At 46.9% G+C, this 15,170-nt stretch carries 16 protein-coding genes; 8 read left to right on the top strand and 8 right to left on the bottom strand.

What is annotated here, in order from left to right:
* Positions 1–144: 144 nt before the first annotated feature.
* Complete coding sequence (locus tag AC1S5B_RS15315; RefSeq protein ID WP_482036530.1) at positions 145–282, top strand: SDR family NAD(P)-dependent oxidoreductase; 138 nt, start codon at positions 145–147, stop codon at positions 280–282.
* 118 nt (positions 283–400) lie between these two features.
* Here the strand turns inward: AC1S5B_RS15315 and AC1S5B_RS15320 are convergent, their stop codons facing one another.
* Positions 401–1,276 (bottom strand): DUF72 domain-containing protein, encoded by an 876-nt coding sequence (locus AC1S5B_RS15320; protein ID WP_482036531.1) that lies wholly within the window; start codon positions 1,274–1,276, stop codon positions 401–403.
* Positions 1,277–1,405: 129 nt separating this feature from the next.
* On the opposite strand from AC1S5B_RS15320, the gene AC1S5B_RS15325 reads away from it, so the two are divergent.
* Entirely contained in the window at positions 1,406–1,594 is a 189-nt protein-coding gene (locus AC1S5B_RS15325) for a CPXCG motif-containing cysteine-rich protein (protein WP_482036532.1), read from the top strand.
* A 110-nt stretch (positions 1,595–1,704) separates the two neighbouring features.
* On the opposite strand, the gene pirA is transcribed toward AC1S5B_RS15325, so the two are convergent.
* Positions 1,705–1,893 carry an arginine synthesis PII-interacting regulator PirA gene (gene pirA / locus AC1S5B_RS15330; RefSeq protein WP_482036533.1) on the bottom strand — a complete coding sequence of 63 codons (189 nt, stop codon included), beginning with the start codon at positions 1,891–1,893 and terminating at the stop codon, positions 1,705–1,707.
* 74 nt (positions 1,894–1,967) lie between these two features.
* On the opposite strand from pirA, the gene AC1S5B_RS15335 reads away from it, so the two are divergent.
* The 3 genes from AC1S5B_RS15335 to AC1S5B_RS15345 all read left to right on the top strand — a co-directional run bounded on the left by AC1S5B_RS15335 (position 1,968) and on the right by AC1S5B_RS15345 (position 4,536).
* Positions 1,968–2,792: an SAM hydrolase/SAM-dependent halogenase family protein gene (locus AC1S5B_RS15335; RefSeq protein WP_482036534.1), complete on the top strand. Its 825-nt coding sequence runs from the start codon at positions 1,968–1,970 to the stop codon at positions 2,790–2,792.
* A 124-nt stretch (positions 2,793–2,916) separates the two neighbouring features.
* A complete protein-coding gene (locus tag AC1S5B_RS15340) occupies positions 2,917–3,573 on the top strand; it encodes a DUF2301 domain-containing membrane protein (protein WP_482036535.1) in 657 nt (218 codons plus the stop codon).
* 12 nt (positions 3,574–3,585) lie between these two features.
* Positions 3,586–4,536, top strand: coding sequence for a WG repeat-containing protein (locus AC1S5B_RS15345; protein WP_482036536.1), 951 nt, complete (start codon positions 3,586–3,588; stop codon positions 4,534–4,536).
* A gap of 56 nt (positions 4,537–4,592) precedes the next feature.
* Here the strand turns inward: AC1S5B_RS15345 and AC1S5B_RS15350 are convergent, their stop codons facing one another.
* A complete protein-coding gene (locus tag AC1S5B_RS15350; protein ID WP_482036537.1) occupies positions 4,593–4,928 on the bottom strand; it encodes a DUF3493 domain-containing protein in 336 nt (111 codons plus the stop codon).
* 179 nt (positions 4,929–5,107) lie between these two features.
* Between AC1S5B_RS15350 and AC1S5B_RS15355 the strand changes: the two genes are divergently transcribed.
* Entirely contained in the window at positions 5,108–5,491 is a 384-nt protein-coding gene (locus tag AC1S5B_RS15355; protein ID WP_482036538.1) for a YccF domain-containing protein, read from the top strand.
* A 70-nt stretch (positions 5,492–5,561) separates the two neighbouring features.
* Here the strand turns inward: AC1S5B_RS15355 and AC1S5B_RS15360 are convergent, their stop codons facing one another.
* Together AC1S5B_RS15360 and AC1S5B_RS15365 are read right to left on the bottom strand one after the other, a co-directional pair.
* Positions 5,562–6,920: an 8-oxoguanine deaminase gene (locus tag AC1S5B_RS15360; protein ID WP_482036539.1), complete on the bottom strand. Its 1,359-nt coding sequence runs from the start codon at positions 6,918–6,920 to the stop codon at positions 5,562–5,564.
* A 720-nt stretch (positions 6,921–7,640) separates the two neighbouring features.
* A complete protein-coding gene (locus AC1S5B_RS15365) occupies positions 7,641–8,789 on the bottom strand; it encodes a site-specific integrase (RefSeq protein ID WP_482036540.1) in 1,149 nt (382 codons plus the stop codon).
* A gap of 212 nt (positions 8,790–9,001) precedes the next feature.
* Here AC1S5B_RS15365 and hemH point away from each other — a divergent pair, with 212 nt between their 5' ends.
* On the top strand, positions 9,002–10,180 hold the full coding sequence (gene hemH, locus AC1S5B_RS15370) for a ferrochelatase (protein ID WP_482036541.1): 1,179 nt from the start codon (positions 9,002–9,004) through the stop codon (positions 10,178–10,180).
* A 127-nt stretch (positions 10,181–10,307) separates the two neighbouring features.
* Here hemH and AC1S5B_RS15375 read toward each other — a convergent pair whose 3' ends face one another.
* Both AC1S5B_RS15375 and AC1S5B_RS15380 read right to left on the bottom strand, forming a co-directional pair.
* Positions 10,308–10,904 carry a DUF4126 domain-containing protein gene (locus tag AC1S5B_RS15375; protein WP_482036542.1) on the bottom strand — a complete coding sequence of 199 codons (597 nt, stop codon included), beginning with the start codon at positions 10,902–10,904 and terminating at the stop codon, positions 10,308–10,310.
* A gap of 258 nt (positions 10,905–11,162) precedes the next feature.
* Positions 11,163–11,300, bottom strand: a complete 138-nt coding sequence (locus tag AC1S5B_RS15380) for a photosystem II reaction center protein K (RefSeq protein ID WP_458648423.1) — start codon at positions 11,298–11,300, stop codon at positions 11,163–11,165.
* Positions 11,301–11,440: 140 nt separating this feature from the next.
* Here AC1S5B_RS15380 and AC1S5B_RS15385 point away from each other — a divergent pair, with 140 nt between their 5' ends.
* Positions 11,441–12,376, top strand: coding sequence for a 2-hydroxy-3-oxopropionate reductase (locus AC1S5B_RS15385; protein ID WP_482036543.1), 936 nt, complete (start codon positions 11,441–11,443; stop codon positions 12,374–12,376).
* On the opposite strand, the gene urtA is transcribed toward AC1S5B_RS15385, so the two are convergent.
* The gene (gene urtA / locus AC1S5B_RS15390) at positions 12,353–15,094 is read right to left on the bottom strand and encodes an urea ABC transporter substrate-binding protein (RefSeq protein ID WP_482036544.1); all 2,742 of its coding nucleotides are present in this window, start codon (positions 15,092–15,094) and stop codon (positions 12,353–12,355) included. The two genes, AC1S5B_RS15385 and urtA, sit on opposite strands and share 24 nt — an antisense overlap.
* Positions 15,095–15,170 lie beyond the last annotated feature (76 nt).

Below are 15,170 nucleotides of genomic sequence, written 5' to 3' on the forward strand. Positions count from 1 at the left end.
TTAGGCAAACGACCTTTTTAGTTTCTCTCATTTCCACAGGTCTAGTCCACTACCTAAGCGATGGCGAATTAACCATGATCGATCGCAAGTGTCCTTAATGAAACCGGAAAATTAATTCAGGAGACATCGAGCATGACGGATTAATTGGCGGGTAAAGTGGCGATCGTCACTGGAGCTTCCTCAGGGATTGGTGAAGCAACCGCGATCACCTTAGCTGCAGAAGGCGCAACGGTGGTGATCGCTTCAATGATCTTGGAAGAAATTGTTGTAGCCTTTCCATGACGATGCATAATTGAGTCGTTCAGTGGCTTGAGTTGATTGACTGCGATCGCTGACTACGCGATCGCCCCAACCAGGAAACAACCGAATCCAAACCGTCGCAAGCTGATATTCATTGTCATTACAGCAAACTTAACTGGGTTGGAGGTTGGTCAATAGTATTCCAAGGAAGTGGCGGGATTGGGGCACCGTGTTGTTCAAGTAGCTGATGAAAGGTGCGGGCATTGGTAGGCGATCGCGCTTCTAGAGGGCAGTGAACAAATAGGTAAATTCGGGTGCCTTGGCGTAACCAGTGATCAATGTGAGTCAGCCAATCTTGCATAAAAGGCAAATTAGTATCTGGATCGGGATGGCTAATATATCGAATTAGGCTAAAAGGGGCTGTAACGCTAAATTCCACAGGTACACGGGGCTTTTTGCGATCGGAGTGAAGCTGAGGATCATCAGACACCTCGTAAATCGGGCGCGTATCCAGCAGCACCCGACCAATTGCTAAACTGTGCAGCAAATCGGTTAATCGTTGAGCATGAGGTGGTTTGAACCAATCCTGGTGGCGCACTTCTAGGGCAACTTCCACCTTTTCACGAGCGATCGCGGTTAGAAAAACTTGCAGATCTTGAAAATTATTAGGGCTATAGCTCGGCGGCAGTTGGGCAAAAATCGGTCCCAAACGGGTTTCGTTGGAAGTAGCTAAGCCTTGCATCCGTTTGAAGAACTGCTGTGTCTGGGCGATTTGGGGTTGCAGCAATCCAACATGAGTCACCTGTTTAGGCAACTTGGGGCAAAACTGAAAGCCTGCTGGGGTTTCTGCTGCCCAGCGTGCCACTGTTTTAGCATCGGGCACAGAATAAAAAGTGGTGTTCCCTTCCACGGTTGTAAACCGCTGACTATAAAGCTGCAAAAACTCAGACGCTGGACTACCCGGTGGAAATAGCTCACCCGTCCAGCCTTTATAGCCCCAGAGGGCGCAGCCAATAAGAAAGTTTGTAGTTGGCATTTTACAATGAAGATGGTTCAATACACAGGGCGCTGCACGATCAACGTCGGCTAGCACTCTAAGCTTTGATTTGGTGCCAACGATCGCTCAGCGTACACTGTTATTTAATTTTTAACCATTCTCATCTTCATGCAAAATACTGCTGAGTTTAATTGTGCCTACTGTGGTGAACCCAACACAACTTTTATTGATCTCAGTGCCGGAATGCAGCAGGCTTACATCGAAGATTGCCAGGTCTGCTGCCGCCCAAATCATCTTTATGTCCGCATCGATGAGGATACCCTCGATATTGAAATTGACTCTGAATATAATGGTTAAGCTCAGTTTGGCAAAGTAGCAACCTTCCTTTAAAGCATGAATGCCTCGTAGGGTTACGAGGCATCAACGTATTCACAGAATTGAGGCACAAAGAAAACAACTAGCAAAAGTTAGTTTAAACCGATGTAGCTAGCTTCAGCTTCTAATTGACGAAGCAGGTTCTCATTTCCACTGGCTCTAGCTACTTCCAAGCGCCGTTGCAGGTTCTTATGCAATGTATCGCGATGAGCCGCCGCCGCTTTTGTTGCCATTTCCTGACGTTTTTTGTTCAACATGGACATTCCCTTCGATTGATTCATGCGTATGTCTTAACTTTAACATCAGAAAAACTAAACTGTAGTGTTTGTTACCAAAATTTTATAATCTGTGAGCCGTGAGTCAAATTATTACGTTACTAAGTGATTTTGGACTGAGTGACTCCTATGTGGGCGTGATGAAAGGGGCGATCGCCCAGATTAACCCAGTCATCCCGATCATTGATATTACACACCAGATTCCGCCTCAAAACATCGGGTCAGGCAGATTTGCGCTAATGACAGCCGTTCCCTATTTTCCACCCGGCACCGTTCATGTGGCAGTCGTTGATCCGGGTGTGGGCGGTAAGCGTCGGGCTGTGGCGATCGCCATTAGCACACAGCTTGGGGCACCGATGGGATTTTTAGTCGGGCCCGACAATGGCATTTTTAGCGGCGTGTTAGACCAATTTCCCGCCTATGCCGCCATTGAATTAACCAATGCTCAGTTTTGGCGCATGGCTGAACCTAGCAGCACCTTTCATGGACGCGATATTTTTGCTCCAGTGGGCGCTCATCTTGCCAGTGGTATCCCTTTGGCAGATCTGGGCACCGCGATCGCACCTAAAAGTCTGGTGCAGTTTTCGTTGCCGCCCTATTTTCAAACTGAAGACACGATTCATGGCTGTATCCAAGCCATTGATCACTTTGGTAATGTAATCACCAATATTCCCGCCGCTACTCTGTCTCATCCCTGGTCAATCCTGATCAATGTCCTGCCTATTCTGAGTGCTTTTACATATGGCGATCGCCCAATCGGAGAACTCCTCAGTCTCATCGGCAGTCACGGTTGGCTAGAAATTGCTATTAACAACGGTAGCGCTCAATCTCTCCTGAACTTAAAAATCGGAGATCCCGTACAAGTGAAGTTAGATAGGATGGAGGGAAGTACGAAGTGCGAATGATGAAGTGCGAAGTATTAGGTTTCAGTTTTCGGGTTTCAGTTTTCATCTGAAATTATTAGCAACCTCTTCTCATTCACCAATCGTCTTTCGGTATTTATCCCCTAATTTTTAGCCTTTAACTTTTATGCGTTCTTCTACGGATCCTGTTGTTTATCAAGGTCAGTTTGGCGATTTCACCATTTTAGAAAGCGATCGCCGAGAGGTGATTCTTTATCGGGGTGGGTTGATGCTGTCGGCGGTGTGTTTTGCGATCGCAACGGGGCTAGTCCTTTGGCAGGGAAATAACGCCACCAGTTTGCATTGGGTCAGCGGGCTGTATTCAATTTTTTGCCTTGGGCTAGGTGTGAGCCTGTGGATGATTCACATTTATCTCAAACCACTACATCTCGCGCTCCAGGTATTTTGGCTAGTGGGCGTGCTGGCATCGATGGCGATCGCCCATGGCAGCCCAGAACCTTTTGCCCTCACTGTTTATACTTATCCTCTGACTATTTTGGGGGTCGGATTCGTTTTTGCTGCGCTTACCGGCATTTTCTTCAAAGAAGCCGTCTGTTTTAACCGTTTAGAAACCAAAGTATTAATGCCACTCGTGCCGCTTTTACTGTTGGGTCATCTGTTAGGCGGGTTATCGCCTGCCGTTGAGCAAGGCTTATTAGTTGTTTGGGCGATTTTGTTTGGCATATTTTCTTTCCGCAAGGTGATTCAGCCAATTCCACCAGATATTGGCGACAAAAGCGTGTTTGCTTACCTCAAGTCAGGCGCTCAAGAGCAATCTTTGTAGATGTAATGAAAGATGGCGATTGAATCGAAGGGTATTTTTCCACAGTTTGATAGCGCTTCAGATTTTTCTGAAGGATTGGCGCTCGTCAGCGTTGGAAATACCTATGGATACATCAACAAGACTGGAAAAATAGTCATTAGAGCTACTGAAAATATGAGTGCGCTGGCTCCCTTTTCTGGAGGTTTAGCGATCGTCCAGACAGGTTCAGCTTACAGTTGCTTAAATACTAAAGGAGACTTGCTTAAGAACGTTTACTTTGACAAAATCTCTAAGTTCTCGGAAGGTTTAGCAGCAGTAAAAATTGGCAGTAAATATGGCTACATTAATAAGGCTGGAAAAGTTATTATTGCCCCTCAATATATTCTCGCCGATCGCTTTTCTGAAAAACTAGCGGCTGTCAAAGTTGCTGATCAATACGGCTATGTTGATCCAACTGGAACGATGGCGATCGCCCCTCAATTTGAAGATGCTTGGAAGTTTTCTGAAGGATTTGCACCGGTACGAGTGAATAAGCGCTGGGGGTATTTAGGTAAATCGAAGACCGTTGAGATTAAACCCATTTATGAGGGCGCATTTGATTTTTCCGAATCTTTAGCGCGAGTGCGAATGGGCGATCGCTGGGGATATATTAATCCACAAGGCTCCCCCATCATTGCACTTCAATTCAGTTTTGCCTCTGATTTTTCGCAAGGTTTAGCAGCCGTTCAAATGAACGGGAAATGGGGCTATATTAACGCTACAGGTAATATGGTAATTGCTCCCCAATTTGAGGTTGCCGCCAACTTTTCACAAGGTTTAGCAGCCATCCAAATGAATAGCAAATGGGGCTACATTAACCCTGCTGGCACCTTAGTGGTGCAACCTAAATTTGATAATGGGGGTCTTTTTGCCGAAGGATTTGCGCGTGTTCAAATTGATGGCAAGTGGGGCTATATTAATCGAACCGACGTGGAAGAAGGATAGATGGCAGAAACTTTAGAGAATTAGCATCGCGTCTTTAAAACCATCAGCCCAATTAGCTATTTGTCACGGTTTGATAGTTCCTTCTGCTCTGCTCGATTTTCCAATCGCCAAAACCAAGCCATTAATGCCACCACCCCCACCTGCACTGCAAGATTCAACCAGGTGTTTTCTATGCCTCGACCCGCCAGCAGTTGACTTGCAAAAATAAATCCCCCGATCGCGCCAGATGCGGCACAGGAAACATAAAAGAATCTCCGCAATCCTCGATAGGGCGCAGCCGCTTCAGCTCGTAAATGGGCATACTTTTCTGGGTCGGTCTGCTGCAAGGTTTTCACTTTTTCGGCTTTAGGCGGCTTAGATTTCATCGCATCTTCGACAGAATGATTTGCCATACTCTTCACTCATTATTTCTACTCTCATCCTGACACAGGAATGGAATCAACCTTGTCTTCTGATCATGAGCGACAATTTTTGCAGCTTATAGTATTGAGTAGGAGGCATTCTGTGAAATAGCATTTTTGTGCGATCGCAGCGATTGCCTTGAAATCATCGTGTTTATAGGAAAGTTACTATGAGCTTAATTGGAAACATCATCTGGTTAATTTTTGGCGGGTTTATGAGTGGCATCGGCTACATTATTGGTGGAATCGGAATTTGCGCCACTATCATCGGTATTCCTTTTGGCATTAAAGCGATTAATCTAGGAATTGCAACGTTCACCCCCTTTGGAAAAGAAGTGATTGCAAAACCCCATGCTGGTGACGTTTTGACAACTATTTTTAACGTGATTTGGATTGTGTTTTTTGGATGGGGAATTGCCCTATCTCACCTACTGTGGGGCATCATTCTTGCCATAACCATCGTTGGTTTACCCTTTGCCAAACAGCATTTCAAACTCATGGTTTTAGCGCTCTTGCCTTTTGGACGAGAGCTTACTGAACCCCAGTCGTTCTAAGCAGATAGACATAGAAAAGCCCCTCAATCCGATCGCCCTCCTAGGAACTTGCACCGATCTAAACGATAGATTAGTGCATCAATTGTTCCGCGATCGCGTTCGTTTTCTCTACCAGAGTTTCCAGTTCTATGGTCGTTAAGTGCCCTTGATCAACAACTTTTTTACCATTGATAAAACTGTAATCGACCGCATTTGCCTGACAGAAAATCAGCGCCGCTACGGGATCATGCAACGCCCCGGCAAACTGAGGGCGATCAAGATTGATGGCGATAAAGTCTGCTGCCATACCAGGCGCTAAGGCTCCCACATCATCGCGTCCCAAAACCTTGGCACCGCCCAACGTTGCCACTTCCAAAATGTCGCGGGCTGTCATCGCTGCCGCATTTGATTCTCGGACTCGCGCCAGCAAAAACGCCATTCGAGCCTCTTGCAGCATGTTTCCTCCATCATTGGAAGCAGAGCCATCGACACCCAAACTCACCGGGACTCCCGCATCGAGCATCTGGCGAATTGGAGCAATCCCGCTAGCAAGACGCGTATTGCTACAGGGACAATGGCTTACGCCCGTTCCTGTTTTCCCAAATTTTTTAATAGAGCCATCATCTAGCTTGACGCAGTGAGCGTGCCACACGTCATCTCCCAACCAGCCGACGGATTCTGCATAGTCACCAGGAATCATGCCAAACGTTGCCAAGCTATAGTCGATATCGGATTGATTTTCTGCCAGATGGGTATGAAGCCGTACCCCCGGATAGGAACGCGCCAAGATCGCCGACTCGCGCATCAAATCTGGCGTGACGGAAAAGGGAGAGCAGGGAGCCAACGCCATCCGCAGCATGGAATAGCGGGAGTTGTCGTGATATTGCTCAATCAAGCGCTGCGAGTCTTTAAGAATATCTGCTTCATCTTCGACCACAGAATCGGGAGGCAGTCCACCTTTGCTTTCTCCCACGCTCATGCTGCCACGAGTGGGATGAAACCGCAGCCCGATCGCCTGAATCGCCCGGATCTCATCATCTAGGGTGCAGTCATTGGGATAGATATAAAGATGATCGCTAGCTGTGGTGCAGCCTGATAGCATCAATTCTGCCGCCGCCATTTGAGCGCTGATATAGATAGCTTCTGGGGTCAGGTTTGCCCAAATGGGATAGAGATTTTGCAACCAGTGAAACAGCGTACAATCTTGAGCCGCCGGAACTACACGGGTCAGCACTTGGCAAAAATGATGATGGGTGTTGATTAGCCCAGGTAAAACAATATATCGCCCTTGCAAATCCAACACGTCATCGGCTGTTTGGGGAAGTTCTAAAGTGCTGCCAACTTGCGCGATCGCGTTATCTTGCACAAACAAGGCACCATTGCGAATTTCGCGTCGCTCCCCATCGAGGGTAACCAAGGTGTGAATGTTTTTGACCAACAGTGTAGACATAATTCTTGCAAATTCAGATCAAGTAATACTACTCCCCAATCTGTCTACGAATGGAATCAAAGATGACTAATCTCACACAATTCGCGATCGCTGGGCATGAAGATTCAGTCCATTTCCATGAATCAGGTAATAAAGGCTCGGTTATCAACAGATTGAACCTATGAGCTTGAGTGAATTAGATTTTCCAAAAACTTAGTTAGTACTGTTTTTTATGAATAAATCTCCATATTGGAGGATCTAAATTGTTTTCATATTTACGCCGAAGATCAACGATTAAGTCGTTAACAAAAGGTGTTGGAGCTTTATTATCTGCCTGAAAATTATTTGTGCGCTTGACATCTACTCCACATAGTCTGAGAAGACCTGACTCCCCTTCTCTCTTTTTGGGATTAGACTAAAGGGCTTGCAGGGGTTAGGGGCTGAGGGCGAATTTGTATAACTAGGATGCACTCTTTGCGTCTTCTATTGGCTCAGTGATTAATGGTTATTGTTCAAATAGGAGATCTAGGGCTTTTAACTCTGTTTCTGGATCATTTTTTGGCAGAGGATGTTACACAATCGTGTAGAGCGATCGCCATTGAGAAGAAATTGAGTATAAACCAAACTCTTTCAGAGCAACTTCAATCTTTTGAGTCATGACGTTGCGATCACTTTCAAAAACATCGGGACTCTGACGAACAGCAATTCGGATCGATGGAATTAAATATTTTTCAACTTGTTTTATCTCCTACGAGCCAACGCGGTATCCACTGCCTGCTGCTGGTCGCGGCGAGTCATCCACTGATGATAAGTGCGAGTATGAACGCCAACCGAGTGACCCATCATCCGGGCAGCAACAGTGTCTGGCAAGCCGATGTGAATCGTTCGGACTGCCCAAGCATGGCGCAAATCGTAGGGTGAAAAGGGCAGGTTATAGCGGCGAAACTGGACGCTGACCAATTGCCCAACTCGCTGAAGCGTTGTTTTCGTTAAATCGGTTTGAATCGGCGGCAGAGTGCCTGCTCGAAGATTGAATCGCTCAATCCACTCAGGATGAAAGGGCCACACTTCATGGCTTCCGGTTTTAGTGGTGCTGAGAACTTGAATTGTTGGCTCTGAGTCATTTTGCAGGGCAGAATAATCACTGAAAAAAACTTCGTGATTCCGCAGTCCGTAGGTTGCCATGATGCCGTAGACATACTGCCAGTGGGGATTGGGAATCGCTGCCCAGGTTTGCAGGATCAGGTCATCTGGGGGCAATTCGCGCACCTGAGTATGGGTGGTGCCATAGCTACCCCAGTAGTTTTTCAGATCTTCGGGTAAAGCAAGCTGAATAAATCCAGTAAACGCGGTGAGTGCAGTACAGCAGACTTGGCGACTGCGGCTATTGACTTCAGTGGTGCGGACGGTGGCGTAAATGGCTTCTACCAGGCTAAGGCTAGGATTTGCTTCGGCGATCGCCTCTAGTTTTCGCAGATAAGGCGCATAGGCAAAATCCCAAGTTGTCTGAGTGGAGGTAGGATTGCCTGAGCGTTTAGGATCTTGTTTAAAGTAGCGTTCAAAGGCTCGAATTTGCTGTGTTAGCCCTAACTGATCCAGCCGTCCCCAGCCGACTCCATCCACATAGTTACGCCAATCAAACCGATTTTCAATCAGTTGCCCTGCAATCACTTTTACTTCCTGCTCAGCCTGTTTTAATCCAGTGGCATTGGCAGGGAAGCCCAAGCTTAGTCTCTGTTGGTGAGGCTTTAGGCGATCGCTCCCCGGACGCGGTGGCAGTGTTCCTCGTAGTCCTAGCTTTTGCCCACGACACTCAATTTGCAGCCCTAGTTGGGCAAGCTTAAAGCGCTGATTAATTTGAGCAATTTTGCTGTCGATTGATGAATCCATTGCGATCGCGGGTCAGGTCTTGAAACTACGAAACTGCCAAGTTTATCAAGTTGTATGTCGAAAGATAAGAGATATGAAGGTTTGCAGCCTATCTCACACTGAAAAATGAAAAATGGCTATAGCCAGTTACATTAGGGTTTCTCAGAAGTTTAGCCTATCTTTTAATCACTTTCTTCTACCTTGCTGTTAAAATCAGTTACAAATCTAAAAAATTGGAAGTCGTTGCAGTCATGGGTCGAGTTGGAGTTTTATTGCTAAATTTGGGCGGACCCGATCGGTTGGAAGACGTTCGTCCATTTTTGTTTAATCTATTTTCCGACCCTGAAATTATTCGACTACCATTTCCCTGGCTGCAAAAACCTCTAGCGTGGCTCATTTCAACCTCCCGCGAAAAAAAATCTCAAGAAAACTATAAACAAATTGGCGGCGGCTCTCCACTGCGTCGGATCACCGATGAACAAGCTCAAGCGCTTCAAGCTCAGCTTCAGCAACAAGGGCAAGATGCGACAGTGTATGTGGGAATGCGCTATTGGCATCCTTTTACCGAAGAAGCCATTGCTCAAATTAAGCGCGATCGCGTTGAGCAACTCGTTATATTACCGCTGTACCCTCAGTTTTCCATAAGCACCAGCGGCTCTAGTTTCCGGTTGCTAGAGCAAATTATGGCAAATGACCCAGAACTTCGGGCGATTGACCATACGGTGATTCCTTCTTGGTACGACAGTCCTGGCTATCTACAAGCCATGGCGCAACTCATTGCCCAACAGCTAGACCAGTTTCAAAATCCTGACCAGGTGCATATTTTTTTCAGTGCCCACGGGGTTCCAGTTAGCTATGTTGAGGAAGTGGGCGACCCTTATCAGCGTGAGATCGAAGCGTGCAGCCAGCTAATTATAAAAACTTTAAATCGCCCCAATCCTCACACTTTGGCATATCAGAGTCGAGTGGGACCTGTCGAATGGCTGCAACCTTATACAGATGATGCATTAAAAGAGCTAGCAACTCAAGGCGTGAAAGATATCGTAGTGGTGCCCATCAGCTTTGTCTCTGAGCATATTGAAACATTGCAAGAGATTGATATTGAATATCGGGAATTAGCTGAAGAGGCAGGGATTGAAAACTTTCATCGAGTGCCTGCTTTAGATACTCATCCTGTATTTATTAGTGATTTAGCAACTTTAGTCACCGATGCCTTAGCTGCCCCTAGCCGCAAGTTGACAGACGTAATGCAAATTGAAAACGTCAAGCTATATCCTCAAGAGCGATGGGAAATGGGTTTGACCACTTCTGCCGAAGTATGGAATGGGCGATTGGCAATGCTAGGAATTATCGCTGTCATTATTGAATTAGTGACTGGAAGAGGACTTTTACATGCGATCGGACTGCTTTAGAAAACGCTAATTGCAGTTTGTATAAGTCTTTGACAACTGAAAATTTAGCGTTGCTGAATCAGTCCATTCATCATTCAGCAACGCCGACACTCTGAATTACTAGAACTCTGCACTATCTTCAGGGCTGTTAATCGGGGTCTTGCTTATAATCCCTAGGTTTTGCTTGCTTCCTTGAGCCTGATTGTTGGGTATACCAGTGGTGCCACTCTTTAGAGCTACGAATGGCAAGCCATAGAAGCAGCAAGGCAATCAGCCCTCCCTGTTTGGGGGCATCAAAGGCAAGGAATACGAGGGCGATACAGAGAGCATCTTGGGCAAAAATAACCCATACTGGAACCTGTCTGAGCCGATAGATCCATCCTGTTTGAACAAGCTGTAGAACTAGGGCTAGGACTCCACCAGTAAATCCTAATATCCAGACTAGCCATTCGGGTTTAATGGTAATCCGGGCGATCGCAACCCCAATAATAACCCCCACGATTGGACTAAATATCAGTTGCACCGTTTGCAAAAATCGTTGACCAGAGCGATTTTTGGAGGCAAATATTTCAAGCAATGACCAGACGACTAGAACGCCTAGAACAAATGACGGATTCATTCCAGACAGAATAGGAACCTGCGACCATAAGCTCTCGCCGTAAAGCAAGCCGATCAGCAGTAAGGGCAGGGCAAGACGGAACCCAGCAGCAGCAGAGGCAGAGAGTACCGCTAAAAGTTCAAGCATGAAATAAGCTTACTGAATCTGGAAACAATTGCTATTGAGATGCTATCGAAAACAGCAACGTTCACAAGTGAATAAAACTTTTGTGATCCAGAGTGCGATCGCATCTGAATTGTGACGCTTTTAGGAAAGAGTTGACTTTATTCAGTGTGCCATTGAATTTGAGAAACGTTTGTATCGGTAGGATGATCTTGCGGGCGATCGCCCATAAAAAAGAGCAGATTATGATCTGCTCTTCAAAAAAATTGGTCGCTAACAGAGTTATCTAAAACCGATCGCCGCTTGCCAGACAAACGCCAGCAGCAAGAAAAAGACTGGAATAATCGGCAAAATGTCAACTAATGGATCGAAAATCGCGTAAGCTTCGGGCAATTTTGCTAAGAGCAGCGCTGCTTGCATGAATAACCTCTTGTACAAATTTTAGAATTTCCATAGATCCTAACATGACAGGATGCGCGAGGATTATTGGTTCTTTTTAACTCACAGTGAAGATCATGGGATGTTTAATTTTTTACTTAAAATTTTGCTTGAACTAGGCTATGATTGCGCCTCTATTGGCTGTCCTTAACTATTTTTTCTCCATGGAACGCATCGGATTTATTGGACTAGGACTGATGGGCAAACCCATGGTGAAAAATCTGCTTAAAGCGGGCTACGCTGTCACCATTTTTAATCGCAGTCGGGCGGCAATGGATGAACTGGGAGCAGTAGGGGCACACCTGGCAACTAGTCCTAGCCAAGTTGCACAACAGTCTGATGTGGTGCTGACCTGCCTGCCCGACTCGCCCGATGTGGAAGCGGTGGTGTTGGGCGAAAACGGAATTTTGTCTGGCTCTCGTCCTGGAATGCTGTATGTGGATCACTCCACGATCGCCCCGACGACCTCTCGCAAACTTTACGAGGCTCTGAAACTGAGTGGAGTTGCTGCATTAGATGCCCCGGTTTCGGGTGGCGATATTGGGGCACAGCAGGGCACGTTGTCAATTATGGTGGGCGGCGATGAGGCGGCATTTAGGCGATCTCTGCCCATATTGCAAGCCATGGGCAAAAATATCATTCACATCGGCGAGGCGGGAGCCGGACAGGTGACCAAAGCCTGCAACCAAATTGTTGTCGCTATGACGGTGCAGGCAGTTGCAGAAGCTTTGACGCTGGCAAAAAAATCAGGAGTTGATCCGGTAAAAGTTCGGAATGCGTTGATGGGTGGCTTTGCCCAAAGTCGAGTATTGGAAGTTCACGGTCAGCGAATGATCGATCGCACCTTTCAACCCGGTTTCAAGCTCAACCTGCATCGCAAAGACATGAACATCGTCTTACAAACGGGGAAAGAGCTAAATCTGCCCCTACTTGGCGCGGCTCAAGTGGCTGAATTGATGAATGCAATGATCGCTCAAGGCAAAGGCGAATTCGATAACTCAGCCTTGATTACACTTTATGAAATCCTTAGCCCCTCAACGGCGCTTGAGAACCAGTAAAGTGATGTCATCAAATACGCGCTGATCGCCCACAAACGCCATGACATCCTGAATCGCGCGCTGACGAATGTCGGTGGCAGGGCGATCGCGATTATTTTGTAGCACCTGGTGGAAACGATCTAAACCATACTGTTCTTTCTGCATATTCATTGCTTCCGTAATCCCATCGGTGTATAGCACCGCCACATCACCAGGGTTAAGCTGGATGTTGGTTTGGGCAACGAAGGCGCTGATATCTTTTTCCAATCCTAAGGGAAACCCCAGATCAAACGTATCGATACTTTCGATCGCGCCATCGGTTCGCAGCACAATCACATCTTCGTGCTGCCCGCTCAGGTTCAACACCCCCGTTTCATATTGCAGCAGGGAAAGGGTCATATTTTTGTAGGATTTCATTCGACGGGTATTGTCATACAGGGTGCGATTAATGGTGTTCAGCAACTTGATCGGGTCTTCTTCCCCATTAGCAATCAAAGTTCGCACAGCCGTTTGTGCCATCAGCATCAACACACCGCTTTCCAATCCATGCCCAGTGACATCGCCAATGCCAATCCGAATTTTGCCGTTGTGCTGCACAACATCGTAGTAATCACCGCCCACTTCTTCAGCAGATTGCATGAATCCCGCAATATCCAGAGGTAAAATCGCTTGCAGTTCCGCTTCTCGCGGCAGCACCATTTCCTGTAGCCGCCGGGTGACTGCTAGCTCCGCACCCATCCGCAGGTTTTCTGATTTCAACTGCTCATTCAGTATCACAATTTCTGCGTGTGCCTGAGTTAGGGCAAGCTCCGATCGCTTGCGATCGCTGACATCTCGCACAATCACGAATACATCATTTTCTCCATAGGGAATAATGCGCGATTCCTCATACTGGAGCACCCCATTCACTTCCAAGGTAGATTCAAACAGTTGTAGTTCGCCAGTTTGCAGCGCTTTTTCCACATAGTGCATCCGCTGCTTGGCAAACTCAGGCGGCATTACTCCGTATTCATTTTTGCCAATCAAGTCTTCCCCCACCACGTTGAAATTAGTGGGCGGAATAAAGTCTAAATAAACGCCTTCCCGGTTGATCTGCAACATTAAATCAGGAATAATCTCCAGCAACGCCCGCTTTTTCTTCTCGCTTTGGCGTAATCCCGCCTCGGCGCGTTTGAGGTCACTGATATCTCGCGCTGCCCAGATGACCGTGGTTTTTGTCAGCGGCGCAACATGGGCAGAATACCAGCGGATCTCGCCTTGAATGGGTAATTGGTATTCAACATTGACTGCTTGCTGAGTTCGGATAACCTGTTGAATATGATGCAGATGATCATCTGCCTGTTCCTCCGGCAAAATATCATGAAGCGTTTTGCCTAGGCGATCGATGTCTGGCTTGTATAAAACGCTAGCTTGGGCAGATAGGATTTTGAGATATGTTCCCTGCTCATCATGAACCACCACAAAATCATTCATTGCCGTAAACATAGTTTGTAGTTCGGCTTCCGTTTCTTGCCGTGCTGTGGTTTCTCTTTGCAATTGGGTTAGGGCTGTTTCTAGTTCCTGAGATTTTTGCTCCAATTGTGAAATATGTTGCACGGCTTGGGGCACTTCTGCAAGAAGATTGACCAGCAAGTCACGCATGACCGGATCGGCTAACTGCTTGATGCCAAGCCAGGGTTTGGGTTGAATCGGGCGATCGCTCAGATGCACAATTTCAAACTGTCCATTAGGCTGTGCTTTTCCCAGGTGGCAATCCTTCCAAAGGTGCTGATTTTCATCAATTTGAACTAAACCGCCGGGGGCTTCAAAAGTTTGCCCAATGGCAGCGGCTCGGACGGCGTTAATCTCCAGCGATCGCGCAGCTTCTACGGCTTGCTTCCATAAATACACCTGAGTATAAGCTGCTTCAATCGGGTCGCTGGTGACGCGATCAACTCCATACCGCGCCTGGAAATTTTGGACAAACTGCCGATTTTGAGCCGTGTCTAAACTTTGGAAGTAGCTCCAACTGGCGTAGGTGCCTGCGGCTTCGATGGCAATGCTTTGGAGTTCTGGCTCAGCAACACTGACCGCCATAACTGGCATGTGAGCAGGCTGAATTCCTGATTGGTGATACTGCCGATAAAATGCCAAATTGCTGTCGCCGTTGAGGGTGTTGAAGATGATATCGGGCTGTAGATGCAGAATGCGATCGAGAATTTGGCTAAAATCCTTGCCGCCCAAAGGTACATAGGCTTCTTCAAGCACCGTGCCCCCCAATCCTTTCACTTGGGCATCAATAATTTTATGCACCGTGCGCGGAAATACATAGTCTGATCCCACTAAATAAAACCGCTTGCCATGATATTTTACCAGCCACTCTAGGGCAGGCTCGACCTGTTGATTGGGGCATGATCCGGTGTAGAAAATATGTTTGGATTCTTCTAAGCCTTCATATTGCAGGGGATACCATAACAGGGCGTTAAGCTCTTCCAAAACAGGTACTACGGCTTTGCGACAGGCAGAAGTCCAACAGCCAAATAGTGTGGCAGCTTGGTCTTGCTGGAGCAGCTTTCTGGCTTTTTGGGCAAAGGTTTTTTCATTGGAGGCTCCATCTTCCACAATCGGTGCGATCTTCTGACCTAGAACACCCCCCGCCTGATTAATTTCGGCGATCGCCATCAGAGCCGCATCCACCAGCGAGGCTTCACTAATCGCCATTGAGCCAGTTAAAGAATGCAAAATACCAACCTGTATCATAAAAACTCAAAGTATCAATGAAATTTTGTGCGCTAGATAATATTGTTCCCTGCTCTGTTCAAGATAGCTAGTTGAT

Source organism: Leptolyngbya sp. CALU 1928 (genome assembly GCF_056784215.1).

What these genes read in the sequence shown, in the direction of transcription:
- AC1S5B_RS15320 (WP_482036531.1), bottom strand. Translation starts at nt 1,276, where the DNA reads ATGCCAACTACAAACTTTCTTATTGGCTGCGCCCTCTGGGGCTATAAA.
- AC1S5B_RS15325 (WP_482036532.1), top strand. Translation starts at nt 1,406, where the DNA reads ATGCAAAATACTGCTGAGTTTAATTGTGCCTACTGTGGTGAACCCAAC.
- pirA (WP_482036533.1), bottom strand. Translation starts at nt 1,893, where the DNA reads ATGAATCAATCGAAGGGAATGTCCATGTTGAACAAAAAACGTCAGGAA.
- AC1S5B_RS15340 (WP_482036535.1), top strand. Translation starts at nt 2,917, where the DNA reads ATGCGTTCTTCTACGGATCCTGTTGTTTATCAAGGTCAGTTTGGCGAT.
- AC1S5B_RS15345 (WP_482036536.1), top strand. Translation starts at nt 3,586, where the DNA reads ATGGCGATTGAATCGAAGGGTATTTTTCCACAGTTTGATAGCGCTTCA.
- AC1S5B_RS15350 (WP_482036537.1), bottom strand. Translation starts at nt 4,928, where the DNA reads ATGGCAAATCATTCTGTCGAAGATGCGATGAAATCTAAGCCGCCTAAA.
- AC1S5B_RS15355 (WP_482036538.1), top strand. Translation starts at nt 5,108, where the DNA reads ATGAGCTTAATTGGAAACATCATCTGGTTAATTTTTGGCGGGTTTATG.
- AC1S5B_RS15360 (WP_482036539.1), bottom strand. Translation starts at nt 6,920, where the DNA reads ATGTCTACACTGTTGGTCAAAAACATTCACACCTTGGTTACCCTCGAT.
- AC1S5B_RS15365 (WP_482036540.1), bottom strand. Translation starts at nt 8,789, where the DNA reads ATGGATTCATCAATCGACAGCAAAATTGCTCAAATTAATCAGCGCTTT.
- AC1S5B_RS15375 (WP_482036542.1), bottom strand. Translation starts at nt 10,904, where the DNA reads ATGCTTGAACTTTTAGCGGTACTCTCTGCCTCTGCTGCTGCTGGGTTC.
- AC1S5B_RS15380 (WP_458648423.1), bottom strand. Translation starts at nt 11,300, where the DNA reads ATGCAAGCAGCGCTGCTCTTAGCAAAATTGCCCGAAGCTTACGCGATT.
- AC1S5B_RS15385 (WP_482036543.1), top strand. Translation starts at nt 11,441, where the DNA reads ATGATTGCGCCTCTATTGGCTGTCCTTAACTATTTTTTCTCCATGGAA.
- urtA (WP_482036544.1), bottom strand. Translation starts at nt 15,094, where the DNA reads ATGATACAGGTTGGTATTTTGCATTCTTTAACTGGCTCAATGGCGATT.